Source organism: Streptococcus agalactiae (genome assembly GCF_949788565.1).
GTDB lineage: Bacteria > Bacillota > Bacilli > Lactobacillales > Streptococcaceae > Streptococcus > Streptococcus agalactiae.
Window position 1 is genome coordinate 362100 of sequence record NZ_OX460931.1, and the last position, 26334, is coordinate 388433.

26 protein-coding genes, 1 tRNA gene and 3 pseudogenes are annotated in these 26334 nt (G+C 35.0%); 25 read left to right on the top strand and 5 right to left on the bottom strand.

The features are described 5' to 3' along the window. Positions 1 to 47: 47 nt before the first annotated feature. The gene (locus QOR44_RS02065) at positions 48 to 344 is read right to left on the bottom strand and encodes a hypothetical protein (protein ID WP_000690175.1); all 297 of its coding nucleotides are present in this window, start codon (positions 342 to 344) and stop codon (positions 48 to 50) included. Then, on the bottom strand, positions 341 to 760 hold the full coding sequence (locus QOR44_RS02070; RefSeq protein WP_000368097.1) for an HIT family protein: 420 nt from the start codon (positions 758 to 760) through the stop codon (positions 341 to 343). Before QOR44_RS02070 ends, QOR44_RS02065 begins: the two co-directional genes overlap by 4 nt. Positions 761 to 1095: 335 nt before the next feature. On the opposite strand from QOR44_RS02070, the gene QOR44_RS02075 reads away from it, so the two are divergent. Continuing rightward, a complete protein-coding gene (locus QOR44_RS02075; protein ID WP_000773453.1) occupies positions 1096 to 1599 on the top strand; it encodes a hypothetical protein in 504 nt (167 codons plus the stop codon). Between the two features lie 51 nt (positions 1600 to 1650). Here QOR44_RS02075 and QOR44_RS02080 read toward each other — a convergent pair. Next, a pseudogene (locus QOR44_RS02080) lies at positions 1651 to 1837 on the bottom strand (hypothetical protein). 71 nt (positions 1838 to 1908) lie between these two features. On the opposite strand from QOR44_RS02080, the gene QOR44_RS02085 reads away from it, so the two are divergent. The 12 genes and pseudogenes from QOR44_RS02085 to rbfA all read left to right on the top strand — a co-directional run bounded on the left by QOR44_RS02085 (position 1909) and on the right by rbfA (position 11181). Then, complete coding sequence (locus QOR44_RS02085; RefSeq protein ID WP_000912310.1) at positions 1909 to 2634, top strand: ABC transporter ATP-binding protein; 726 nt, start codon at positions 1909 to 1911, stop codon at positions 2632 to 2634. Between the two features lies 1 nt (position 2635). Next, complete coding sequence (locus tag QOR44_RS02090; protein WP_000732713.1) at positions 2636 to 3670, top strand: ABC transporter permease; 1035 nt, start codon at positions 2636 to 2638, stop codon at positions 3668 to 3670. Positions 3671 to 3727: 57 nt separating this feature from the next. Next, positions 3728 to 4528 carry a cell cycle regulator CcrZ gene (gene ccrZ, locus QOR44_RS02095; protein ID WP_000155919.1) on the top strand — a complete coding sequence of 267 codons (801 nt, stop codon included), beginning with the start codon at positions 3728 to 3730 and terminating at the stop codon, positions 4526 to 4528. Then, a complete protein-coding gene (gene trmB / locus QOR44_RS02100; protein ID WP_001266024.1) occupies positions 4518 to 5153 on the top strand; it encodes a tRNA (guanosine(46)-N7)-methyltransferase TrmB in 636 nt (211 codons plus the stop codon). The genes ccrZ and trmB overlap by 11 nt, the downstream gene beginning before the upstream one ends. 43 nt (positions 5154 to 5196) lie before the next feature. Next, positions 5197 to 5284 (top strand) — tRNA-Ser (locus QOR44_RS02105). A gap of 358 nt (positions 5285 to 5642) precedes the next feature. Beyond that, a complete protein-coding gene (gene rimP / locus QOR44_RS02110) occupies positions 5643 to 6119 on the top strand; it encodes a ribosome maturation factor RimP (RefSeq protein ID WP_041971671.1) in 477 nt (158 codons plus the stop codon). A 35-nt stretch (positions 6120 to 6154) separates the two neighbouring features. After that, entirely contained in the window at positions 6155 to 7306 is a 1152-nt protein-coding gene (gene nusA / locus QOR44_RS02115) for a transcription termination factor NusA (RefSeq protein ID WP_000032295.1), read from the top strand. 21 nt (positions 7307 to 7327) lie between these two features. Beyond that, on the top strand, positions 7328 to 7624 hold the full coding sequence (gene rnpM, locus QOR44_RS02120) for an RNase P modulator RnpM (protein ID WP_001140526.1): 297 nt from the start codon (positions 7328 to 7330) through the stop codon (positions 7622 to 7624). Next, entirely contained in the window at positions 7617 to 7919 is a 303-nt protein-coding gene (locus QOR44_RS02125) for a YlxQ-related RNA-binding protein (RefSeq protein WP_001065560.1), read from the top strand. The genes rnpM and QOR44_RS02125 overlap by 8 nt, the downstream gene beginning before the upstream one ends. Before the next feature lie 19 nt (positions 7920 to 7938). After that, positions 7939 to 8091, top strand: a pseudogene (locus QOR44_RS10290) (translation initiation factor IF-2 N-terminal domain-containing protein); the annotation flags it as partial. A gap of 129 nt (positions 8092 to 8220) precedes the next feature. Beyond that, positions 8221 to 10722: pseudogene (infB, locus tag QOR44_RS02130) on the top strand (translation initiation factor IF-2); the annotation flags it as partial. Between the two features lie 108 nt (positions 10723 to 10830). Beyond that, positions 10831 to 11181: a 30S ribosome-binding factor RbfA gene (rbfA, locus tag QOR44_RS02135; protein ID WP_001273670.1), complete on the top strand. Its 351-nt coding sequence runs from the start codon at positions 10831 to 10833 to the stop codon at positions 11179 to 11181. A gap of 83 nt (positions 11182 to 11264) precedes the next feature. Here the strand turns inward: rbfA and QOR44_RS02140 are convergent, their stop codons facing one another. Beyond that, positions 11265 to 12269 (bottom strand): alpha/beta hydrolase, encoded by a 1005-nt coding sequence (locus QOR44_RS02140; RefSeq protein WP_000804611.1) that lies wholly within the window; start codon positions 12267 to 12269, stop codon positions 11265 to 11267. Between the two features lie 162 nt (positions 12270 to 12431). Here QOR44_RS02140 and QOR44_RS02145 point away from each other — a divergent pair, with 162 nt between their 5' ends. The 11 genes from QOR44_RS02145 to QOR44_RS02195 all read left to right on the top strand — a co-directional run bounded on the left by QOR44_RS02145 (position 12432) and on the right by QOR44_RS02195 (position 24235). Continuing rightward, positions 12432 to 12848, top strand: a complete 417-nt coding sequence (locus QOR44_RS02145; RefSeq protein ID WP_000156042.1) for a CopY/TcrY family copper transport repressor — start codon at positions 12432 to 12434, stop codon at positions 12846 to 12848. 12 nt (positions 12849 to 12860) lie between these two features. After that, on the top strand, positions 12861 to 15095 hold the full coding sequence (locus QOR44_RS02150) for a heavy metal translocating P-type ATPase (protein ID WP_000013400.1): 2235 nt from the start codon (positions 12861 to 12863) through the stop codon (positions 15093 to 15095). A gap of 40 nt (positions 15096 to 15135) precedes the next feature. Then, entirely contained in the window at positions 15136 to 15342 is a 207-nt protein-coding gene (locus QOR44_RS02155; protein ID WP_000683375.1) for a heavy-metal-associated domain-containing protein, read from the top strand. Between the two features lie 109 nt (positions 15343 to 15451). Then, the gene (locus tag QOR44_RS02160; RefSeq protein ID WP_000020721.1) at positions 15452 to 16066 is read left to right on the top strand and encodes a trimeric intracellular cation channel family protein; all 615 of its coding nucleotides are present in this window, start codon (positions 15452 to 15454) and stop codon (positions 16064 to 16066) included. A 14-nt stretch (positions 16067 to 16080) separates the two neighbouring features. Continuing rightward, the gene (locus tag QOR44_RS02165) at positions 16081 to 16893 is read left to right on the top strand and encodes a Cof-type HAD-IIB family hydrolase (protein WP_000593336.1); all 813 of its coding nucleotides are present in this window, start codon (positions 16081 to 16083) and stop codon (positions 16891 to 16893) included. Positions 16894 to 17005: 112 nt separating this feature from the next. Continuing rightward, entirely contained in the window at positions 17006 to 19648 is a 2643-nt protein-coding gene (polA, locus tag QOR44_RS02170; protein WP_000182605.1) for a DNA polymerase I, read from the top strand. A 29-nt stretch (positions 19649 to 19677) separates the two neighbouring features. Further along, positions 19678 to 20118 carry a CoA-binding protein gene (locus QOR44_RS02175; protein ID WP_000262487.1) on the top strand — a complete coding sequence of 147 codons (441 nt, stop codon included), beginning with the start codon at positions 19678 to 19680 and terminating at the stop codon, positions 20116 to 20118. Positions 20119 to 20199: 81 nt separating this feature from the next. Continuing rightward, entirely contained in the window at positions 20200 to 20679 is a 480-nt protein-coding gene (gene perR / locus QOR44_RS02180) for a peroxide-responsive transcriptional repressor PerR (RefSeq protein WP_000377090.1), read from the top strand. A gap of 152 nt (positions 20680 to 20831) precedes the next feature. Next, complete coding sequence (gene pbsP / locus QOR44_RS02185) at positions 20832 to 22397, top strand: plasminogen-binding protein PbsP (protein WP_000703869.1); 1566 nt, start codon at positions 20832 to 20834, stop codon at positions 22395 to 22397. Positions 22398 to 22509: 112 nt separating this feature from the next. After that, positions 22510 to 23196 (top strand): response regulator transcription factor, encoded by a 687-nt coding sequence (locus tag QOR44_RS02190; protein WP_000192298.1) that lies wholly within the window; start codon positions 22510 to 22512, stop codon positions 23194 to 23196. Position 23197: 1 nt separating this feature from the next. Next, positions 23198 to 24235, top strand: coding sequence for a HAMP domain-containing sensor histidine kinase (locus QOR44_RS02195; RefSeq protein ID WP_000770242.1), 1038 nt, complete (start codon positions 23198 to 23200; stop codon positions 24233 to 24235). Positions 24236 to 24248: 13 nt separating this feature from the next. Here QOR44_RS02195 and QOR44_RS02200 read toward each other — a convergent pair whose 3' ends face one another. Further along, a complete protein-coding gene (locus QOR44_RS02200; RefSeq protein WP_000185054.1) occupies positions 24249 to 24989 on the bottom strand; it encodes a DUF975 family protein in 741 nt (246 codons plus the stop codon). 186 nt (positions 24990 to 25175) lie between these two features. Here QOR44_RS02200 and tgt point away from each other — a divergent pair, with 186 nt between their 5' ends. Further along, complete coding sequence (gene tgt, locus QOR44_RS02205; protein ID WP_000129510.1) at positions 25176 to 26318, top strand: tRNA guanosine(34) transglycosylase Tgt; 1143 nt, start codon at positions 25176 to 25178, stop codon at positions 26316 to 26318. Positions 26319 to 26334: the final 16 nt, after the last annotated feature.

A 26334-nucleotide genomic window follows, 5' to 3' on the forward strand; every position in this document is an offset into this window, starting at 1 on the left:
TTATTTGCTCTTTTTATATTTAGAGTAGATATTTTTATACCGTCGGCTTATTCGTCTTTCTCTTGATATTTAGCCATGCGTTGATTAATTTCTTCTAAACGAGGTTGAATATCTTTATTAAACACTTGGAATTTATGATTGAGTTCTTGAGAAATTAATCTGATTTTTTCTTTTTCCTGACTAATAATAGCAAGATCATTTTTGATACGTTCTAATTTTAATTTAGCTGAATCTGTCTCATTTTTTGTATTTTGATAGGAATCCTTGATAGTTTTTCTATTTTTGTAAAGTTCAAGCGCTCCTAAACTAACTAAACCTAGTGCAATTAAACGACCTATTTTCATAATTGAATCTCTTTTCTAATTTCTTTGGCTAATTTTGCAAGTGCCTCAAAGTCGGGTTCATGAGTAGTGTAGTGAATTTTGATACCGTCTGATTCATCAAAGCGGGGAACAAGGTGGACGTGTGCATGAAAAACAGTTTGTCCAGCAATTTCCTCATTGTTGTTAATAATATTCATTCCTTTGGCTTTTGTAGCAGCTTGGACAGCACGCGCCACTTTAGGCAAGCGTTCAAAGGTTATCTGTGCAGTTTTTTCATCCATCTCTAACACATTTCGAACATGTTTTTTAGGAATAAGAAGGGTGTGCCCGGTCGTAGTTTGTGTAATGTCGAGAAAAGCTAATACTTCATCATCTTCATAAACTTTTGATGAAGGGATTTCTCCACTGATGATTTTACAAAAAATACAATTATCCATAACTAATTCCTTTCATGTTGAAAAATTTATTGGGTAGCTATTAAGGAATGGTAAATTTTTATCGTTTGATAGGTCATAAGTCGTACAGGGAAATGAAAGTAGCCCGTATTGATTGTGATATCTATATTTACCATCATACTTATCTTAGCATGACCTAAAGGGTATTGCAATTTTTAATGATGTTTATTATTGAGTAAGTACATTTCTAGAATTTTGGAAGTATCTAAAATAAATTTAAATATAATGATTGACATTTTTATCTAATTAAATGTATAATAAATAATATAAATAAAATAAAAATGATAATTGAGATTTATCATAGAAGGAAAACTATTTTGAAATTAAATAAAATAATATTATCTACTGCAGCTCTTACTGCTCTCTTTTTAGGATATAATAGCGTTACTGCGGATACATATAATAACTATCAGCCACATAGATCAAATAATATGGATTTAACTGAGGAATATAACTATAATAACCAGATAGAACTTCAGGAGCGTATAAAAAAACTAAATATACCTTTTAAAGAAAAACTTGCCTTACTTAGAAAGGTTAAATCAAGACAAGATTCTTATGTATTAGACACATTAAGAAAAGAAGTTGAAAATAAAAACAGTGAGTATTCAGAACTAGAGCAAGAATATCAAAGAATTTCAGCTCTTATTGATGCTAAGTTTCCGCAAGGGAAATCTAGTTTAGCAGAAAAATTACATAAAGAACTAATTTGGGACTTGGATGGTGTTAAATATGATGAGGGTATTTCTAAGAGAACTGCTCTAAAAAAATTAGAAGGTAAAATCAACGAATATACTAAAAAATACAGTTATTTATTCTGATAATTGAGTTTGATAGTTTTATAGCCTAATATTCTGATTACTTTGCATTTATTATATTGATACTAAAAAGACACCTTTTTGAGGTGTCTTTTTTTGTCCGATGAGTGATGGAGGTGCTTTTTGTAAACATAATGGGAGCATGGGGTAGCTTGGCATTTCAATTAGATGTAAAAGCGGACAAAATAGGTTTAAAGTTATTTTCAAAACTATAAGGGAATTCTAAGATACAATTATCCATAAGAATAGACCTTCCCTTTCTTATTTTGTTATAATAGTTAATGAAGTATATCAAAGATAGAGAGAATGACAATGTTAAAAATTGAAAATGTTACAGGGGGGTATGTTAATATCCCAGTTTTAAAAAATATTTCTTTTGAAGTAAATGATGGAGAGTTAGTTGGATTAATTGGGCTTAATGGTGCAGGAAAATCAACCACTATTAACGAGATTATTGGTATTTTGAGACCCTATCAAGGAGATATTACAATTGATGGTATTAGTCTTGAAGCCGACCAAGAACTTTATAGAAAGAAAATAGGCTTTATTCCTGAGACACCAAGTCTCTATGAGGAACTAACTCTCAGGGAACATTTAGAAACGGTAGCTATGGCGTATGATATTGCCACCGATGAAGTTATGGAACGTGCGCAAAAACTATTAGAGATGTTTCGTCTAACAGATAAATTAGACTGGTTTCCAATGCATTTTTCAAAGGGAATGAAACAAAAGGTTATGATTATTTGTGCTTTTGTTGTATCTCCAAGTTTATTTATTGTTGATGAACCATTTTTAGGTTTGGATCCACTAGCTATTTCAGATTTGATTAATCTTCTAGCAGAAGAAAAAGCTAAAGGGAAATCTATTTTGATGTCAACGCACGTATTAGATTCTGCCGAAAAAATGTGTGATCGTTTTGTTATTTTACATAAAGGAGAAATACGGGCAGTTGGAACCCTAGAGGAATTACGGGCTATTTTTGGAGACAGTAATGCTAATTTAAATGACATCTACATAGCTCTGACAAAAGAGGTGTGATATGAAAAAGTTATTTAATAAACGTCGAAGTCTCTTTTTAACTCAAAATAGTAAATATTTGAGATACGTCTTTAATGATCATTTTGTATTAGTATTAATGTTTTTGTCAGGTTTTTTGTTATATCAGTATAGCCAATTACTAAAAGACTTTCCAAAAACACATTGGCCAATTATCGTGATTGTGTCAATCATTATCTTAATGTTACTAGCGATGGGGGGAATAGCCAGCTATTTAGAACCGGCTGATAAACAATTTTTACTTATAAAAGAAGAAGCAATAAAGGAAATTATAAATTCTGCTAAAAAACGGACTTATATCTTTTGGTTGGTTATTCAAACCTTATTTTTAGTATTAATATCACCAATTTTGATAAAGTTAGGCTTGTCAGTTTTTATGATTACATTGTTAATTTTTGGTCTAGGAATAATCAAATGGTTGGTGATAACTTACAAGGTAAAGGTCTTTTATAACAATCAAAATTTGAACTGGGATGCAGCTATAAATCATGAGCAGGAAAGAAAACAGAGTATATTAAAATTTTTCTCTTTGTTTACAAATGTTAAGGGAATTTCGACAAGTGTAAAACGTCGTTCATTTTTAGATGGTATTTTAAAACTTATTTCTAAAACGCCATCGCGTTTATGGACTAACTTATTTGTGAGGGCATTTCTAAGAAGCTCAGATTATCTTGGTTTAACCATAAGGTTGGTAACTTTAAATATCTTATCAGTCATCTTTGTTAACGAAACCTACCTCGCCCTTGCTCTGGCATTTGTATTTAACTACTTATTATTGTTCCAATTATTAGCTTTAGGTCACCATTTTGATTATCAATACATGAATCAGCTCTATCCAGTTAGATTAAATGCTAAAGCAAGTCAGCTAAAAGGTTTTCTCAGAGTATTATCATATGCTGTGACAGTAATTGATAGCATACTTATAAGAGAATTGAAACCTGTTATATTATTGATAGTTTTGATGTTAATTGTGACGGAATATTACATCCCTTACAAAATAAAGAAGATGATTGACTAAAGCCTATAAAACAAGTAAAATAAGAGGAAACGACTAAATGAAAAGGAGGGACTGCTGGTGACAATATCAAATCAAGAATTGACGCTTACTCCCTTAAGAGGAAAAAGTGGCAAAGCCTATATTGGTACTTATCCAAATGGTGAACGTGTCTTTGTCAAATATAATACGACACCTATTTTGCCAGCCTTAGCTAAGGAACAGATTGCGCCACAACTACTGTGGGCACGCCGTACAAGTAATGGCGATATGATGAGTGCTCAAGAATGGTTAGATGGTCGAACATTGACTAAAGAAGATATGGGTAGTAAACAGATTATTCATATTTTATTGCGCCTGCACAAGTCTCGTCCCTTAGTAAATCAACTGTTACAATTAGGGTATAAAATTGAAAACCCTTATGATTTGTTGATGGATTGGGAAAAACAAACTCCTATTCAAATCCGAGAAAACACTTATTTGCAATCTATTGTGACTGAGTTAAAGCGTAGTTTACCTGAGTTTCGAACAGAGGTTGCAACAATCGTTCACGGAGATATCAAACATAGCAACTGGGTTATTACAACAAGTGGTTTAATTTATTTGGTTGATTGGGATTCTGTTCGTTTAACAGATCGCATGTATGACGTTGCATATATTTTAAGTCATTATATTCCACAAAAACACTGGAAAGATTGGCTGTCTTACTACGGTTATAAAGATAATGAGAAAGTCTGGAGCAAAATTATCTGGTATGGGCAATTTTCATATTTATCACAGATAATCAAATGTTTTGATAAACGAGATATGGAGCATGTCAATCAAGAAATTTATGAATTACGAAAGTTTAGAGAGTTAATTAAAAAGCATAATGCGAGTTAGAAAACGTAAGGGTGCAGAGGAACACTTAGAAAATAATCCTCACTATGTTATTTCAAATCCAGAAGAAGCCAAAGGGCGTTGGCATGAGATTTTTGGAAATAATAACCCCATTCACATAGAAGTTGGTTCCGGAAAAGGGGCTTTTATCACTGGTATGGCAGAGCAAAATCCAGATATCAATTATATTGGAATTGATATTCAATTGTCAGTGCTTTCCTATGCTTTGGATAAAGTTCTAGATAGCGGTGCTAAGAATATCAAATTACTATTAGTTGATGGTTCTAGTCTATCAAACTACTTTGATACTGGCGAAGTTGATTTGATGTATCTTAACTTTAGTGATCCATGGCCTAAGAAAAAGCATGAGAAACGTCGATTGACCTATAAGACTTTCTTGGATACCTATAAAGACATACTTCCTGAGCAGGGGGAAATTCATTTTAAAACAGATAATAGAGGTTTATTTGAATATAGCCTTGCTAGCTTTTCTCAATACGGTATGACTTTAAAACAAGTTTGGTTAGATTTACATGCAAGTGATTACCAGCAAAATATCATGACTGAGTACGAACGCAAATTTTCAAATAAAGGACAGGTTATCTATCGTGTAGAAGCACGATTTTAGAATAAGTAAATAGTAAGTGGGTAGTTATTTGCTACTCCTTTATGGAGAGGTCGCATAGTGGCTGAGTGCGCACGCTTGGAAAGCGTGTAGTCCCTAATGGGGGCTCGGGGGTTCGAATCCCCTCCTCTCCTTTAATCTTGTTAATGTATCAGTGTTTATTAAGTGTTCACCTTTTTCACTCGTCAAAAGTCCAAGTTTCGAAAAATTTCTTTTATTTTATCATCGTTTCTCTTTGAGCTTGAAGTATTAGCATAAAGTTTTCTAAGCTCTTACAAAGAACTGAGGACAAAATTTTAATTTTTTGATATAAGATTAGTGTACGGTGATGCTAATTTAAAGTAAATGATTGCAATAATCGTATTTTGTGCTATAATAGTATTAAATAATACAGAAAGGGGCGGAGTTTTACTTCGCCTCTTATGTGTGTGATTCATAGAATTTATAGTCATTATAAGTTCTAAAGCAAGTTAGAAAGAAGAGGTAGCTGTTATCGCAAATCAAACTATTGTTGATATTGTTACTCAAGTCGTAACTCCTGCTATTCAAGCACCGTTTGAATTAGTAGATGTAGAATACGAAAAAATGGGTGGCGACTATGTGCTCAGTATTTTAATTGATAAACCCGGAGGCATTACGGTTGAAGATACAGCACAATTGACAGACGTTGTAAGTCCCTTACTTGACACAATTCAACCAGATCCATTTCCAGAACAGTATATGCTTGAAGTCTCAAGTCCTGGGTTGGAAAGACCACTTAAAACAGCAGAAGCATTATCAAATGCTGTTGGGTCTTATATCAATGTAAGTCTGTATAAATCCATTGATAAAGTTAAAATATTTGAAGGTGACTTATTATCATTTGATGGTGAAACCTTGACAATTGATTATATGGACAAAACACGTCATAAAACTGTAGATATTCCCTATCAGACGGTTGCAAAAGCCCGTCTTGCGGTTAAACTTTAAGAAAGGATGATTCTTGCGAAGCAAGAATGGACACTATGAGCAAAGAAATGCTAGAAGCCTTCCGTATTTTGGAAGAAGAAAAACACATTAATAAAGAAGATATTATTGATGCAGTTACTGAGTCACTAAAATCTGCCTATAAGCGTCGTTATGGTCAATCAGAATCATGCGTTATTGAATTTAACGAGAAGAAAGCAGACTTTACCGTCTATACTGTTCGTGAAGTTGTTGATGAAGTTTTTGATAGCCGTTTGGAAATTAGCCTAAAAGATGCCCTTGCTATTAGCTCAGCGTATGAACTTGGTGATAAGATTCGCTTTGAGGAATCTGTTACAGAATTTGGACGCGTGGCAGCTCAGTCAGCAAAACAAACTATTATGGAAAAAATGCGTCGTCAAATGCGTGAAGTAACCTTCAATGAATACAAACAACACGAAGGTGAAATTATGACTGGTACTGTTGAACGATTTGACCAACGTTTTATTTATGTCAATCTCGGTTCACTTGAGGCGCAATTATCGCATCAAGATCAGATTCCTGGAGAGAGCTTTAAATCTCATGATATGATTGATGTTTATGTCTATAAAGTGGAGAATAATCCTAAAGGAGTCAACGTTTTTGTTAGCCGTAGTCATCCAGAGTTTATCAAACGCATTATGGAGCGAGAAATTCCAGAAGTATTTGATGGAACTGTTGAGATTATGAGCGTCTCTCGTGAGGCTGGAGATCGTACTAAAGTTGCTGTACGCAGTCATAATTCAAACGTTGATGCGATTGGAACAATTGTTGGACGCGGTGGAAGTAACATTAAAAAAGTTATCAGTAATTTCCATCCTAAACGCGTTGATGCTAAAACAGGATTGGAGATCCCGGTTGAAGAAAACATTGATGTTATTCAATGGGTTGAAGATCCAGCGGAATTCATTTACAATGCTATTGCACCAGCCGAAGTTGATATGGTACTTTTTGATGATGAAGATACAAAACGTGCTACTGTAGTTGTTCCAGATAGCAAGTTATCGCTAGCTATTGGTCGCCGAGGACAAAATGTGCGTTTAGCAGCTCATTTGACTGGCTATCGTATTGATATTAAATCTGCAAGTGAATACGAAAAAATGGAAGCGCAAGAACTTCAAACTGAGGAAGTAGCTCAAGAATCTGAAGTTATTTCAGATAAGGCAGAATAATATAAATGAGAGAGGTGTTTTATGGCTAAAACAAAAAAAATACCTTTAAGAAAATCAGTTGTTTCTGGTGAAGTGATCGATAAGCGAGATCTTTTACGAATTGTTAAAAATAAAGAAGGACAGGTTTTTATAGATCCTACCGGAAAGCAAAATGGTCGAGGTGCCTACATAAAATTGGACAATGATGAAGCTATCCTAGCGAAAAAGAAACGAGTGTTTGATCGCAGTTTTTCGATGGAAGTTTCTGATGAATTCTATGATGAACTATTGGCATATGTCGACCATAAGGTCAAAAGAAGAGAGTTAGGCCTTGAATAATTCAGAAAAAGTATTAAATCTCATTGGGTTAGCACAGCGTGCGGGGCGCCTTATTACAGGTGAAGAATTGGTTATTAAAGCAATTCAAAATCAACAAGTATCGCTAATCTTTCTAGCAAATGATGCTGGCCCAAATTTGACGAAAAAAGTAACTGATAAAAGTAATTACTACAAAACAGAAGTCTCCACAGTGTTTTCAACACTGGAATTAAGTGATGCGTTAGGCAAACCAAGAAAAGTGGTTGCTGTCGCAGACGCTGGATTTTCAAAGAAAATGAGGACTCTTATGGCATAACAGAATAGGAGGACATCAATTGTCAAAGAAAAGATTACACGAAATCGCTAAGGAAATTGGAAAAACGAGTAAGGAAGTGGTTGAGCAAGCTCAATCGCTTGGCTTACCTGTAAAAAGTCATGCTTCTAGCGTTGAAGAAAATGATGCTACACGTATTGTTGAGAGTTTTAGCTCTTCTAAAACTAAAGCTCCAACAAATTCTGTTCAAACTAATCAAGGTGTGAAAACAGAATCTAAAACTGTTGAAACCAAACAAGGCTTGTCCGATGATAAACCTTCAACTCAACCTGTAGCTAAACCGAAACCACAAAGTCGTAACTTTAAGGCGGAGCGCGAGGCTCGTGCTAAAGCTGAAGCGGAGAAGCGTCAACATAATGGGGATCACCGTAAGAATAATCGCCATAATGATACACGCTCTGACGACAGACGCCATCAAGGTCAAAAGCGTTCAAATGGTAATCGTAATGATAACCGACAAGGTCAGCAAAATAACCGTAATAAAAATGATGGGCGTTATGCTGATCATAAACAGAAACCCCAAACGCGTCCTCAGCAACCTGCAGGCAATCGCATTGACTTTAAAGCTCGAGCAGCAGCTTTGAAAGCTGAGCAAAATGCTGAATACTCACGTCATAGTGAGCAGCGTTTCCGTGAAGAGCAAGAAGCCAAACGTCAAGCAGCTAAGGAGCAAGAACTAGCTAAAGCAGCAGCGTTAAAAGCGCAAGAAGAAGCTCAAAAAGCTAAGGAAAAACTTGCTTCTAAACCTGTTGCTAAGGTAAAAGAAATTGTCAATAAAGTAGCCGCTACGCCATCACAGACAGCAGATAGTCGTCGTAAAAAACAAACTCGTTCTGATAAGTCTCGTCAATTTTCAAATGAAAATGAAGATGGACAAAAGCAAACAAAAAATAAGAAAAACTGGAATAATCAAAACCAAGTGAGAAATCAAAGAAATAGTAACTGGAATCATAATAAGAAAAATAAAAAAGGTAAGACTAATGGAGCTCCAAAACCAGTAACAGAGCGTAAATTCCATGAATTACCAAAAGAATTTGAATATACTGAGGGCATGACCGTTGCGGAAATTGCAAAACGTATTAAACGCGAACCAGCGGAAATTGTTAAAAAACTCTTTATGATGGGAGTTATGGCAACGCAGAATCAATCATTAGATGGAGACACTATTGAGCTATTGATGGTTGACTACGGGATTGAAGCACATGCTAAGGTTGAAGTTGATGAAGCTGATATTGAACGCTTCTTTGCAGATGAGGATTACCTTAATCCTGATAACTTAACGGAACGTCCGCCTGTTGTTACTATCATGGGACACGTTGATCATGGTAAAACAACTCTTCTTGATACTCTACGTAATTCACGTGTCGCTACTGGCGAAGCTGGTGGAATTACTCAACATATTGGTGCTTATCAGATTGAAGAAGCTGGCAAGAAAATTACTTTCTTGGATACACCAGGGCATGCGGCCTTTACTTCTATGCGTGCGCGTGGTGCATCAGTAACTGATATTACTATCCTTATCGTTGCCGCTGATGATGGTGTTATGCCGCAGACAGTTGAGGCAATTAATCACTCTAAAGCTGCGGGTGTCCCAATTATTGTTGCTATCAACAAAATTGATAAACCTGGTGCAAATCCAGAACGCGTTATCAGTGAATTAGCTGAGCATGGTGTCATCTCTACTGCATGGGGTGGTGAGTCTGAATTTGTTGAAATTTCAGCTAAGTTTGGTAAAAATATTCAAGAATTACTTGAGACAGTTCTTTTAGTTGCTGAAATGGAAGAATTAAAAGCAGATGCAGATGTTCGTGCTATTGGTACTGTTATTGAAGCCCGTCTTGATAAAGGTAAGGGAGCCGTTGCAACGCTTCTTGTCCAACAAGGTACTTTAAATGTACAAGATCCAATCGTTGTTGGTAATACATTTGGACGTGTTCGTGCGATGACTAATGATCTTGGGCGTCGTGTCAAAGTTGCGGGTCCATCTACACCAGTTTCTATTACTGGTTTGAACGAAGCTCCAATGGCTGGTGATCATTTTGCTGTTTATGCAGATGAGAAAGCTGCGCGTGCTGCAGGTGAAGAACGTGCAAAACGTGCTCTCTTAAAACAACGCCAAAACACGCAACGTGTTAGCCTCGAGAACTTATTTGATACCCTTAAAGCTGGTGAAGTTAAGTCAGTTAATGTTATTATCAAAGCTGATGTGCAAGGTTCTGTAGAAGCACTTGCAGCTTCTCTCCTTAAGATTGATGTTGAAGGAGTAAAAGTTAACGTTGTTCACTCAGCAGTTGGTGCTATTAATGAGTCTGATGTAACACTTGCTGAAGCATCAAATGCTGTTATTATAGGATTTAACGTACGCCCTACTCCACAAGCTCGTCAACAAGCAGATGCTGATGATGTCGAAATTCGTCAACATAGCATTATCTATAAAGTTATCGAAGAAGTTGAAGAAGCGATGAAAGGTAAACTTGATCCTGAATACCAAGAAAAAATCCTTGGTGAAGCCATTATTCGTGAGACCTTTAAAGTTTCAAAAGTGGGAACTATTGGTGGATTTATGGTTATCAATGGTAAAGTTACTCGTGATTCAAGTGTTCGTGTTATCCGTGATGGTGTTGTCATTTTTGATGGTAAATTAGCAAGTCTTAAACACTATAAAGATGATGTTAAAGAAGTCGGCAATGCTCAAGAAGGTGGTCTAATGATTGAGAATTATAACGATCTCAAAGAAGATGACACTATTGAAGCATACATTATGGAAGAAATTAAACGTAAATAACCCCTATGAGAAACTCAACTTGTATCTTTAGTTGGTAGGGAAATACAAAATTATGGCTAGGCTCGTCCTAGCTTTCAAGTTATGAGCACAATGAAGAAAGGATTAATTATGGCTAATCATCGTATTGATCGCGTTGGAATGGAAATTAAACGTGAAGTCAATGAGATTTTGCGTCTCCGAGTTAATGATCCACGTGTACAAGATGTCACAATTACTGATGTTCAGATGTTGGGTGACCTTTCAATGGCTAAAGTATTTTATACTATTCATTCGACACTTGCTTCTGATAATCAAAAAGCACAAATTGGTTTAGAAAAAGCAACTGGTACTATTAAGCGTGAACTTGGCAAAAACCTTACTATGTATAAAATACCAGATTTACAATTTGTTAAAGATGAATCTATTGAATACGGAAATAAGATTGATGAAATGTTGCGCAATCTAGATAAAAAAGATTAGAATCAAGATTAAGAATAATAAAAAATAAACCATGTCAAAATCATGGTTTATTTTTTATAGCTTTAGAGTTGAGATAGCTAGTATTAAGGAGTTTTATTGATGATATCAATCATTTGATACTGTGCTGTTTTAGCTTCTTCAATAGGGTAAATTGGATAAACATGATTCATTCCCTCTTGTGCAATATAGTTAACGGGGTGATTAGCTGCTTGGAGTTGTGCAGCATAATCGCGAATATCTGGGAAGAATATTTCTCGTGTTCCAGTAAATAACGTAATAGGAGCGAGTTTAGTAGCAGGGGCATTTTTAGGACTAACATATGTATGGTTAGTATTATTAGAACCATTTGCCCAAATTTCACCTACACGTGCGAGACCCCAAGCAGATAGGATAGGATCAGTATCTTCGTATTTGGGAATTTCTGGATGTTTCATTGTCACATCTAGCCATGGAGATAAGAGGATAATATTTTTAGGTTGAGGAATAGCCTCTTGCCCTGATTGGTGAGACAATGCATGCGCTAATCCTAGTGCTAATCCTCCGCCAGCTGAATCACCCATCAAAGTGAGATTAGCGTTTTTTTCATGAAAGTGTCTATAAAGGTTAACCAATCTAGGGATAGCATAATCATAGGTATAACGAGGAGTTTTTGGATAAATTGGTAAAATAATTTTTGCATCAAGACTAGTTGAGAGCGTCTTAAGCATGCTGATATGGTAAGGCGTTGGATTATTTAAGTAAGAGCCACCAGCTAAATAGAAAATGGTCTTTTGATTAGCTTTACCGTTGTCATTCCAAGAATAGACTTGCATATCAAAAAGTCTCTCTTGAACAAGCCCTCCATTAACAGAGTTTGGGTCTAAGTAATAACCCTTATCAGATTGTTCACGGCTAGCATTTAAGTACTTTTGAAATGAGCTTTCATCTTGAACTTTATAATAACTTTTATCGCGCTTTAGCCAAAAGTATTGTTCGATAAACCAACTTTTCCATGAACGCCCACTTGCTTTTGCATGTGGTGTACAGGCGATGGATAAAATGGTGATAATACTAAATAGTAGCAATAGTTTTTTGAAGGACGGTTTCAAGGTATTCTCCTTAATATAATGTTATTTTTGTGTAATATTATTATAATAAAACCAACATCTTTGTCAATAGAATAAAGAAAGATGAGAAATGTTTTTCGGTTTACAAATGTAGATTTATTTGCTAAAATTGGTTTACAAACGTAAATCGAAAGAGGTGAGAAAATGACTATTTCAAGCGCAGAATGGGAAATTATGAGAGTGGTTTGGGCACAGCAGAATACAACCAGTAATGAGATACTAGCAGTTTTACTAGAGAAGTATGATTGGACTCCTTCAACTGTCAAAACCTTATTAAGAAGGCTCTTAGATAAAGGCTACGTGAGCAGAGAAAAAATGGGAAAAGGATTTAGCTATTCTCCTTTAATTGATGAAGATTTAGCTATGATGTCAGAGGTAGATAGTGTATTTCAAAAAGTTTGCCAGACCAAACATGTTGCTATTGTTAGACACTTATTGGAAAGTATACCAATGACAGAGAAGGATCGATTAAATTTGCAATCATCACTAGAAGCTAAGAAAGGCAAAACACTTGAACGTGTAGCTTGTAATTGCATTCCTGGTCAGTGTCAATGCCATTAGAAAGGAGAAAATATGGCTAATAGAAAAGAAACATTTTTGATTGATGGGATGACTTGTGCATCTTGTGCTTTAACGATAGAAAAAGCTGTCAACAAGTTAGACCATGTGGATAGTGCAGTAGTAAATTTAGCAACAGAGAAAATGACAGTTACGTTTGATGATACAACCTTATCGCCAAATGTGATTGAAGAGTGTGTTTCTGAGAGTGGATACGAAGCATCGCTTTTCAAAGAGGAAACTTCTAAAAGCCAATCTGAACGGCACCAATTAGCCATTGAAAAGATGTGGCATCGCTTTTGGATGTCAGCAGTTGCAACTATACCTCTTCTCTATATTTCCATGGGACCAATGATTAACTTATGGTTACCATCATTTTTGATGCCAGATAAGGGACCTCTAAACTATGGTATGATACAATTATTGTTAACACTACCGGTGATGTATTTTGGGCGTATCTTTTACCAAAATGGTTTTAAAGCACTTTTTAAAAGGCATCCCAATATGGATTCATTAGTTGCTATAGCCACAACAGCGGCTTTCATTTATAGCTTATATGGATTGTACGAAATATTACAGGGTGACATACACTACGCTCACCAGCTTTATTTCGAATCTGTTGCAGTTATTTTAACACTTATTACTCTAGGAAAATATTTTGAAATATTATCCAAAGGGCGTACTTCGGCCTCGATTGAAAAATTATTAACTTTATCAGCAAAAGAAGCAAGAGTTATCAAAGATGGTGAAGACTATATGGTTCCTTTGGATAAAGTTAAAATAGGTGAAACAATTCTTGTCAAACCTGGAGAAAAAATTCCTCTTGATGGCCATGTTGTAGCAGGAGAATCAAGTATTGATGAATCCATGTTAACAGGTGAAAGTATTCCAGTTGAAAAAAAGGTTGGTAGTAAGGTTTACGGTGCCAGCATTAATGGGCAAGGTAGCTTAACGATTTTCGTTGAAAAAGAAGCTGGCGGTTCCCTTCTATCACAAATTATTAACTTAGTAGAAGCTGCACAGACAAGTAAGGCTCCAATTGCTAACTTAGCAGACAAAGTATCAGGAGTCTTTGTCCCTTTTGTTATTGTCATTGCAATTTTATCAGGCTTGAGTTGGTACTTAATTCTGGGGCAAAGTTTTGCCTTCTCTCTGAAGATTATGATTGCAGTCTTAGTGATTGCTTGTCCATGTGCTTTAGGGTTGGCAACTCCTACAGCTATTATGGTGGCTAGTGGTAAAGCAGCTGAGAATGGTATTTTATTTAAAGGTGGTGAAGTGTTGGAAAAGGCTCACCACATTGATACAATAGTTTTTGATAAAACAGGAACCTTGACCAAAGGGAAACCAGAAGTAGTTGCTATCAAAACATATGGGGGAGATAAAGAGGAGTTTTTAGGTCAGGTAGCATCAGTAGAAAAACTTTCAAATCATCCACTTAGCCAAACAATTGTTAATAAAGCAAAAGAGAAAGAACTTCCCTTAAGGGAAGTCATGGCTTTTAAAAATATTTTGGGTTACGGTTTGAGTGCAACTATTAATGGTAAAACTATGCTTGTAGGTAATGCTAACTTAATGACTAAGAATGATGTTAATTTAGATTTAGCAAAGGCTGATATAGAAATAGCTCAAGAAGAAGCACAAACTGTGGTTTACGTTTCCGAAAATGGAGTGTTGAGCGGTTTAATAACTTTAACGGACCAGCTAAAGACAGATAGCCAAGAAACAGTTAAGCAGTTACAAAGATTAGGATTTAATTTAGTTTTACTTACTGGTGATAATAAGGCTAGTGCAGATGCCATAGCACAAAAATTGGGTATCACGACAGTTGTTTCAGAAGTTTTACCTGATCAGAAAGCAAACGTTATTTTAGAACTTAAAGAAAAAGGCGGACAGATTGCGATGGTTGGTGATGGCATCAATGATGCTCCTGCGCTAGCTAGCAGTGATGTAGGTATCTCTATGAGTTCTGGAACAGATATTGCTATTGAATCAGCAGATATCGTGTTGATGAAACCTGAGTTAACAGATCTCTTAAAAGCAATGACTATCAGTAAACAAACGATTCAAATTATTAAGGAAAATTTATTTTGGGCTTTCTTTTATAACGTTTTAGCGATTCCAGTGGCAATGGGTGTTTTACATCTTTTTGGTGGTCCCTTACTCAATCCTATGTTGGCAGGCTTAGCTATGGCGTTTAGTTCAGTTTCAGTAGTTTTAAACGCACTTCGCTTAAAAGTCTTAAAATAATAAAGATAATAAGACTGAATTTTTATGAAGGGAGAAGAATATGAAACATACCTATCGAGTTAGTGGCATGAAATGTGATGGTTGTGCCAAAACAGTTTCTGATAAGTTATCAAGTGTGATTGGTGTTGACGAGGTTAATGTTGATTTGACTAAAAATCAAGTTGTCGTAAGTGGAAAAACATTCAAATGGCTTTTAAAACGTTCTTTAAAAGACACAAAGTATTCACTAGAAGAGGAAATAAATTAATAACTAAAGAAGTGGTTACAGCTTTTAATTTCTTAATTTGAGCAGTTTCTCACTTCTTTTTTATTCTAAAAATGATAAACTAGAATAGAATTAGTTGTGAGGAGTGCAGATGTCAATTGATATTTGGAACATTTTAAGTTTGGTTGGAACCGTAGCTTTTGCAAGTTCGGGAGCTATTGTGGCGATTGAGGAAGAATTTGATATTCTAGGGCTTTTTATCTTAGGTTTTGTAACGGCATTTGGTGGTGGAGCTATTAGAAATGTACTAATTGGCTTGCCTATTGAAACACTTTGGAGTCAAGGAATTGCTTTTTATGCAGCAGCAGCAGCTATTTTATTTATTATGATTTTCCCTAATTTGTTGAGTGGTAAGGGACGGGATGCCGAAGTTGTATCAGATGCTATTGGGTTAGCAGCGTTTAGTGTTCAAGGAGCACTATATGCGACTCAATCTCATCAACCTCTTAGTGCTGTCATTGTCGCAGCAGTACTAACTGGTGCAGGTGGTGGTATTGTCAGAGATGTTCTGGCTGGCCGAAAACCTGGAGTACTAAGAAGTGAAATATATGCAGGTTGGTCAATATTAGTGGGGATCATTTTATATTTTAAAATTGCTAAAACAACAACTGACTATTATTTGTTAGTGTTAGTTGTAACTAGCCTAAGGATGTTGGGTTATAAGAAACAATGGCACTTGCCAGTTGTCAGACCACGTAAGAAATGATAGAGGAGAAAAAGATGATAAAATTAATTGCTATTGATATGGATGGAACGCTTTTAAATGATGAAAAGAAAATTCCAAAGGAAAATATCCAAGCTATTAAAGAAGCAACTCAAGCAGGTATTAAAATTGTACTGTGTACTGGGCGACCGATGTCAGGTATACTTCCTTATTTTAATGAACTAGGTTTAACAAAAGAGGAGTATATTATCATGAATAATGGTTGTAGCACTTATAGCACGAAAGATTGGCAATTGATTGATTCTGCAACTTTAACACATGATGAACTCATCTTTCTTGAGGAGGTTGTTAAAGAATTTCCCAACGTTTGTTTAACATTAACAGCTGAAAATACATTTTACGCTGTTGGAGAGGAAGTTCCTGAAATTGTTGCTTATGATGCTGATTTAGTTTTTACAAAAGCAAAGTCAACAAGTTTAGATGCTCTTCGCAATCAAGAAGAAATTGTCTTTCAAGCAATGTACATGGGATTAGATGCAGATGTAACTGCTTTTCAAGAAGCTGTTGAAGAAGCCTTAATCTCGAAATTTAGTGGAGTTCGAAGCCAAGACTATATTTATGAGATTATGCCTCAAGGAGTAACAAAAGCAAGAGGCTTAAAATCCTTGATAGCAAAATTAGGACTGGATATTAATCAAGTTATGGCCATCGGTGATGCTCCTAACGATATTGAATTATTAGATTTAGTTCCCAATAGCGTTGCTATGGGCAATGCATCAGATGAGATTAAATCTAGATGTAAATATATAACGGTGGATAATAACAAAGCAGGGGTTGCTAAAGCTATTTATGACTATGCTTTACGTTAAAATAGATATAGAATAATAAAGGGAACTTTAAACACTGTTTGTTTAGGGTTCTTTTGTTTAATAAACTAACAAAATTCAGAAGTTTACAGATAGCTTATGCTATAATAGACCTATGACAAACAAGAATAAATTACTTTTAATTGATGGCTCATCTGTAGCCTTTCGTGCTTTTTTTGCTCTTTATAATCAAATTGACCGCTTTAAAAACAATTCTGGACTTCATACTAATGCCATATATGGTTTCCATTTGATGTTGAATCATATTTTAGGTCGTGTCCAGCCTAGTCATATTTTAGTGGCTTTTGATGCCGGAAAAACTACTTTCCGTACGGAAATGTATGCAGATTATAAAGGTGGGCGTGCTAAAACTCCGGATGAATTTCGTGAACAATTTCCTTACATTCGTCAACAATTAGATGTCTTAGGCATCAAACATTATGAATTGGAACATTATGAAGCCGATGATATCATTGGTACTCTTGCAAAACAAGCCGAAGCTAGTAATGAACATTTTGATATAACGGTGGTTTCTGGGGATAAAGATTTAATTCAATTAACAGACACTAACACGGTAGTAGAAATCTCTAAAAAGGGAGTTGCTGAGTTTGAAGAATTCACGCCAGCTTACCTTATGGAAAAAATGGGAATTACGCCGAGTCAATTTATTGATTTAAAAGCTTTGATGGGAGATAAATCAGATAATATTCCTGGGGTTACTAAAATCGGTGAAAAAACTGGCTTGAAGTTGCTATCAGAATATGGTTCCTTAGAAGGGATCTATGAAAATATTGAGGCTATGAAACAGTCTAAGATGAAAGAAAACCTTATCAATGATAAGGAGCAAGCTTTCTTATCAAAGACCCTAGCTACAATCAACATAGCATCACCTATAACAATCGGCTTAGAAGATATCCTTTATAGTGGACCGCAAGATATAAAAGCCTTGTCTCAATTTTATGATGAGATGGATTTTAAACAGTTTAAAGCAGCTCTGGGTGAGGAGACAAGTCAGGAAGATTTTGAGGTTGACTTTACTGAAGTGGAGCAATTAAAAACAGAAATGTTCTCCGATAATGATTTTTATTACTTTGAGATGTTGGGTGATAACTACCATGTAGAAGATTTAATTGGGATAGCTTGGGGAAATAGCGATACAATCTACGCTACTAGTAATGTATCGTTATTGCAAGAAGCTTTATTTAAAAAAGCTTTATCAAAACCTATCAAAACTTATGATTTTAAAAGAAGTAAGGTCCTTTTAAATCGTTTTAATATTGATTTACCAGAGCCAGCCTTTGATACTAGATTGGCCAAGTACCTTTTGTCTACTACTGAGGATAATCTAGTATCAACAATTGCTAGGTTATATACAAATCTGCCACTGGATACTGATGATGCTGTTTATGGGAAAGGTGCTAAACGCGCTATACCAGAAAAAACACGATTTCTTGAGCATCTAGCTAAAAAAGTAAAAGTTTTAGTGGATTCTGAGGCTAATATTATGCAACAGCTTAAAGCTAATGAGCAAGAAGAATTGCTGTTTGAAATGGAGCAACCTTTAGCGAATGTTTTAGCTAAAATGGAAATTCGAGGTATTAAGGTTAAGAAAAATACCTTGAATGAAATGGCCATTGAAAATCAAAAAGTCATCGAAACATTAACACAAGAAATCTATGAATTGGCTGGGCAAGAGTTTAATATTAATTCTCCAAAACAGTTAGGAAAGTTGTTGTTTGAAACGTTAGGTCTTCCTGTAGAAATGACTAAAAAAACAAAAACAGGTTATTCAACTGCAGTAGATGTATTAGAGCGCTTAGCTCCGATTTCTCCTCTTGTAACTAAAATTTTAGAGTACCGTCAAATCACTAAATTGCAATCAACCTATATTATTGGTTTACAAGATTATATTTTAGAAGATGGTAAAATTCATACACGTTATGTTCAAGATTTGACTCAGACAGGTCGTCTTTCAAGTTCTGACCCAAACCTTCAAAATATACCAGTTAGACTAGAGCAAGGACGGCTTATCCGAAAAGCTTTTGTTCCATCAGAAGACAATGCTGTTTTATTGAGTTCAGATTATTCTCAAATAGAATTGCGCGTGTTAGCACATATTTCAAAAGACGAACATTTGATCGCTGCCTTTAAAGAGGGAGCTGATATTCATACTTCAACAGCTATGCGTGTTTTTGGTATCGAAAAACCTGAGAATGTCACTCCCAATGATCGTCGAAATGCTAAGGCTGTTAATTTTGGAATTGTTTATGGTATTTCAGATTTTGGTCTATCGCATAATTTAGGAATACCTCGTAAACTAGCGAAGCAATATATTGACACCTATTTTGAGCGTTATCCTGGAATAAAAAACTATATGGAAACAGTTGTTCGTGAAGCAAAAGATAAGGGTTACGTTGAAACACTTTTCCATCGTCGTCGTTCATTACCAGATATTAATTCTCGTAATTTTAACATTCGCCAATTTGCAGAGCGCACAGCAATCAATTCACCAATCCAAGGAAGTGCAGCTGATATTCTTAAAATTGCAATGATAAATTTAGATAGGGTACTTGATAAAGGTGGTTATAAATCAAAAATGCTGTTGCAAGTTCATGATGAAATTGTACTTGAAGTCCCTAACGAGGAGATAGGAGCAATCAGGGAGTTGGTTACAAAAACAATGGAGTCAGCAATTAGTTTATCGGTACCTTTGATTGCAGATGAGAACGCAGGTGAGACTTGGTATGAAGCGAAGTAGTGGACAACATACGTAAAGGAGTCATTAATATGGTTTATCATTTTCAAAATCCAAGTGATTTTATGTTAAAAAATTATTTAACAAAAGCAAAGACCATCGCAGTTGTAGGACTGTCAGACCGTCAAGAAACTGCAGCTTATCAAGTATCAAAAATAATGCAAGAAGCAGGTTATCAAATTATTCCAGTTAATCCTAAAAATGCAGGACAGAAAATACTTGGGCAAATGACATATGCCTCACTTAAGGATGTCACTGAACATATTGATATTGTTAATATTTTTCGACGTAGCGAGTATTTACCTGATATTGCAAGAGAATTTTTAGAAGTAGACGCTGATATTTTCTGGGCTCAGCTTGGACTTGAAAGTCAAGAAGCAGAGACAATTCTAAAGCAAGCAGGACACAAACAGATTGTCATGAATAAATGTCTGAAAGTTGAATGCCAAAAATTACACTCAGAAACTAACTAATTACCGTGTTTAATAGGCAAATAATATAAATTATGCTATAATAACCATGCTAAATTAAAGTTCGTGCTGGAAAGGAGTCCTATGGACAGTCATTCACATGGTCATAGACCTCTCGATGCTTATGAAAACGTCCTAGAGCATCTCCGTGAAAAACGTATTCGAATTACTGAGACTCGAAAAGCTATTATTTCCTATATGGTTAATAGTCGTGAGCATCCGAGTGCAGAAAAGATTTACAATGATTTATTACCAGAATATCCTAACATGAGCTTGGCAACAGTTTACAATAACCTTAAGGTCCTTGTGGATGAGGGGTTTGTGACAGAGCTAAAACTTTGCAATTATAGTACAACTTATTATGATTTTATGGGGCATCAGCACCTAAACATTGCCTGTGAAGATTGTGGGAAAATCGTTGATTTTGTCGATGTTGACTTATTGGATATTTCTAGAGAAGCACACCAACAAACAGGTTTTGAAGTGACTAGAGTTCAGTTAGTAGCTTATGGTATCTGTCCGGAGTGTCAGAGGAAGCGTAAGGATAAATATAAAAAAGATTGAAACGTAATTGTTCAATCTTTTTTTGTTTATAGACTAAGAGAAAAAGTTTAAGTTTTACTAAGTAATAATTAAGAAATAATTTATAATTGCTTAAAAAATGATTTATTTTTTGTTGGTATACTCTCATTAACAAAAAGAAAGAGGAATCCCTTATGAAAATATCACAATACAATAAATGGTCAATTCGCCGATTGAAAGTTGGAGCTGCATCTGTAATGATTGCTAGTGGAAGCATTGTTGCTTTAGGGCAATCTCATATTGTTTCAGCAGATGAGATGTCCCAACCTAAAACAACCATTACAGCTCCAACAGCTAACACTTCTACAAATGTAGAAAGTAGTACTGATAAGGCATTATCAAAAGTTACTACGATGGAGACAAGTTCAGAAATGCCTAAAATGCAAAATATGGCAAAAGTTGAAAAAACGAGTGACAAACCTATGATGGTGGCTACCTCTGTTAGAAAAATGATGGCAACGCCGACACCTGTAGCGATGACCAAAACGACTAGTGTAGATGAGGTAAAGAAATCAACTGATACTGCTTTTAAACAGACAGTAGACGTTCCGGCTCATTATGTTAATGCAGCAAAAGGGAATGGCCCATTTCTAGCAGGTGTAAATCAAACGATTCCATATGAAGCGTTTGGTGGAGATGGCATGTTAACGCGTTTAATCCTTAAATCTTCTGAAGGAGCAAAATGGTCAGATAATGGTGTTGATAAAAATAGTCCATTATTACCATTGAAAGGCTTAACTAAAGGTAAATATTTCTATCAAGTTTCTTTAAATGGTAATACGACAGGTAAAGAGGGACAAGCTCTCTTAGATCAAATTAAAGCTAATGATAAACATAGCTACCAAGCCACAATTAGAGTTTATGGTGCTAAAGATGGTAAAGTTGATTTAAAAAACATGATTAGCCAAAAAATGGTAACCATTAACATTCCTCACATTACAACTGATATGGAAGTAAAAAATTCTCTAAAGATGGCCTTTAAAGAAAAAGTAGACGTCCCAGCAAAATATGTTAGTGCTGCAAAAGCTAAAGGTCCATTTTTAGCAGGTGTTAACGAAACGATTCCATATGAAGCGTTTGGTGGGGATGGCATGTTAACGCGTTTAATCCTTAAAGCTTCAGAGGGAGCAAAATGGTCAGACAATGGTGTTGGTAAAAATAGTCCATTATTACCGTTAAAAGATTTAACTAAGGGTAAATACTTCTACCAAGTCTCTCTTAATGGCAATACAGCCGGTAAAAAAGGCCAAGCTCTCTTAGATCAAATTAAGGCAAATGGAAGCCATACTTATCAAGCAACTATCACTATTTATGGTACGAAAGATGGCAAAGTTGATATGAATACTATTTTAGGACAAAAGACAGTGATGATTCATATTAATGTCGCTAAAAAAGATATGAATAGCACATCAATGATGATGAAAAAAGATAAGATGACAATGCCTATGAAGAAAGAAATGACTTCATCTAAAATAAATACCGGTATGATGATGTCTAACAACAAGATGTCAGCTAATATGCAAATGTCATCACAAGCCAAATCAAATGATAAAGCTGGTAAAAAAATGTCTATGATGTCTAAAAATTTACCTAATACAGGTGAAACAAAGCAACAAAATGTAGGTGTGCTAGGTATGCTTAGTCTAGCCTTTGCGACAGGTCTAACTGCGCTAGGCCTTAAAAAATCTAAACAAAGATAGGGATAGTATTTAATTCAGAACACCAAATTTGTTTAAAATTATTGAGGGTTATCGTGGTAAAATAGTGTTATACTAGAGGTATAGCACTATTTTGACTCATTAGGAGAGTAGAATGACACAAAAATTATTATTAGTTGACGATGAATTTGAAATTATTGATATTAATAGACGTTATCTAGAGCAAGCAGGATATGAAGTGTCAGTAGCTGCGGATGGCATAGAAGCACTCAAAGAGGTAGATGAGAATCGTTTTGACCTAATTATTAGTGATATTATGATGCCTAAAATGGATGGCTATGATTTTATTAGTGAAGTTCTAGTTCGAGAACCCAACCAACCTTTTCTCTTTATAACCGCTAAAGTATCTGAACCAGATAAAATTTACTCTTTGAGTATGGGTGCAGATGACTTTATTTCCAAGCCTTTCAGTCCTAGGGAATTAGTTTTACGTGTTAAAAATATTCTAAGACGTATCTATGGGAATCATCAACAATCTGAAGTGTTGACGATTGGTGATTTGGTTATCGACCAAAAACAACGTTTGGTAATGGTGGACTGCAATACAATTTCCTTAACCAATAAATCATTTGACTTGCTTTGGATATTAGCAAATCATTTGAATCGTGTTTTTTCAAAAACAGAGCTTTATGAACGTGTCTGGGGCGAAGAATTTTTAGATGACACTAATACTTTGAATGTTCATATCCATGCCTTACGCAATGACCTTGCTAAATTTAGTACAGACAATACCCCAACTATCAAAACAGTTTGGGGATTAGGGTATAAATTAGAGGAATAAAATGAAATTAAAATATTATATTGTTATTGGTTACCTTATTTCTATGTTAATAACTGTAGCAGGTGTTTTCTTTGGGCTTAATCATATGCTGATTGAGACTCGAGGTGTTTACTACATCCTTTCAGTTACAATTATTGCCTGTATTGTAGGTGGTATAGTTAATTTGTTCTTATTATCAAGTGTATTTACATCTTTGAAAAAGTTAAAACAAAAAATGAAGGATATTTCTCAAAGATGTTTTGATACAAAAGCACAAATTTGTTCACCACAAGAATTCAAGGATTTAGAGACAGCCTTTAACCAAATGTCTTCGGAGTTAGAGTCAACGTTTAAATCTCTAAACGAGAGTGAACGCGAAAAAACAATGATGATTGCACAACTTTCACATGATATCAAGACTCCAATTACTTCTATACAATCAACAGTAGAAGGTATTTTAGATGGTATTATATCTGAAGAAGAAGTTAACTATTATCTCAATACCATTTCTCGTCAAACAAACCGTCTTAACTATCTGGTTGAAGAATTAAGTTTTATTACATTAGAGACTATGTCAGACACGGCTGAACCTCATAAAGAAGAAACAATTTATCTGGATAAACTACTGATTGATATTTTATCTGAATTTCAATTGGTGTTTGAAAAAGAAAATCGCCAAGTAATGATTGATGTTGCGCCAGATGTTTCGAAATTATCTAGTCAATATGATAAATTATCACGAATTTTATTGAATTTGATTAGCAATGCAGTCAAATATTCTGATCCTGGAAGTCCCTTGACTATCAAGGCCTATTCAAATCGTCAAGATATCGTTATCGATATTATTGACCAAGGCTATGGGATAAAAGATGAAGATCTTGCTTCTATTTTTAATCGTCTTTATCGTGTAGAATCTTCACGAAATATGAAGACAGGAGGACATGGTCTAGGTCTTTATATTGCGCGACAACTTGCACATCAACTGAATGGGGATATTTTGGTCGAAAGTCAGTATCAAAAAGGCAGTAAGTTCTCTTTAGTACTTAAATTACAAAAATAGCTAGGAATTATTCCTAGCTATTTTTTGTAATGTTTCTATAAAAGATTAAGCGCGCAGTAGTTTGGTAAGGAAGGAGATAGATATAGACTAATCCGAAACTGAAGATTGTAAGGAACTGCCAACCAATAAAACTTAAGTCTAAAAGGAAGAGTCTAAGTTTATTACCATTCATTAGTTCTCGACTAGCAACCAGTACTTTAGACGGTCCCTCATAGTTTCCACTTTCTAATTGAGTGTAAAATACTAAAGTTGAGATACTATAGGAGTAATATTGTTGAACGAGTTTTATAACTGCCTTAGTAGTAATTAGGCTACTAACAACTATTAAAACAGGGGCAAGGATAAGGTTACCACTCAAAAGTAGCCTAAAACTTGAAATGATGATTAGTAGACCAAAAGTACTTAGTAGATAAAAGAAAGATAAAATTAGTCCTTTTAGAACAAGTACTGAGAGTAATTTCCAGAAAATATGGCTTGAAAATACATAAGTATTGTCCGAGAATCTAACGTTTAGTTTCTGATTTTTGACGACATCTAACATTACAAAACTGACTGAAATAATAAAAAGTGTGTAAAAGAAATAAACTGGAAGAGGTACAAAAAAATCAAGTAGTGTCATATTATTATATTGATAATAAAATGATATATATAACGTAATAATACTAAGGAGAATCGGGAGTAAAAAAAGTTGATTCTTACCTTGAAGATTGCTTAATATAGTTTTTGCCTCATTTTTAATTTCTGAATTCGTCATATCTCCTCCATACACAAAAGTACAATTCATTTCATTATAACACATTCCTTAAGATGAGCATGACAAGAGTACATTTTTTTGATAAAATCTTAATGGCTAAAAAAGAAATTAATACAAAGTATTACATTTAGATATTGATTAGCACTAAAGCCCATGACTGTTTTTCATGGAAGCAAGGAGAAAACGATGACTGATCATCCAATAAAATATCGATTAATTAAACAGGAAAAACACACAGGAGCCAGACTTGGTGAAATAATCACACCACATGGTACATTTCCGACACCAATGTTTATGCCTGTTGGGACACAAGCAACTGTTAAGACACAATCTCCTGAAGAACTAAAAGAAATGGGTTCAGGAATTATTCTATCAAATACCTACCATTTATGGTTACGTCCAGGTGATGAATTGATTGCTAAAGCTGGAGGTTTACATAAATTCATGAACTGGGATCAGGCTATTCTAACAGACAGTGGAGGCTTTCAGGTTTATTCTTTGGCTGATAGTCGAAACATCACTGAAGAAGGAGTAACCTTTAAAAACCATTTAAATGGTGCGAAAATGTTTTTATCACCAGAAAAAGCTATTTCAATTCAAAATAACCTTGGTTCTGATATTATGATGAGTTTTGATGAGTGTCCACAATTTTACCAGCCTTATGATTATGTAAAAAAATCAATTGAGCGAACAAGCCGTTGGGCAGAACGTGGATTAAATGCCCACCGCCGTCCTCATGATCAAGGACTATTTGGTATTGTTCAAGGGGCAGGGTTTGAGGATTTACGTCGTCAATCAGCACGAGATTTAGTATCGATGGATTTTCCAGGTTATTCAATTGGAGGGCTTGCGGTCGGAGAAACACATGATGAGATGAATGCAGTTCTTGATTTTACTGTTCCAATGCTTCCGAATGATAAGCCTCGTTATTTGATGGGAGTTGGTGCACCAGATAGTTTAATAGACGCCGTTATCCGAGGAGTAGATATGTTTGATTGCGTCTTACCTACTCGTATTGCTCGAAATGGGACATGTATGACAAGTCAAGGTCGCTTAGTTGTTAAGAATGCTAAATTTGCAGAAGATTTTACGCCTCTTGATCCAAATTGCGATTGCTATACTTGTAAAAATTATACACGCGCTTATATTCGTCACTTATTGAAAGCAGATGAAACTTTTGGTATTCGTTTGACTAGTTACCATAATCTTTATTTCCTTGTCAATCTTATGAAAGATGTCAGACAAGCTATTATGGATGATAATCTTCTAGAATTCCGTCAAGATTTTATGGAGCGCTATGGCTATGGCATGAATAACCGTAATTTTTAAAAAAGTTCCTGGTAAA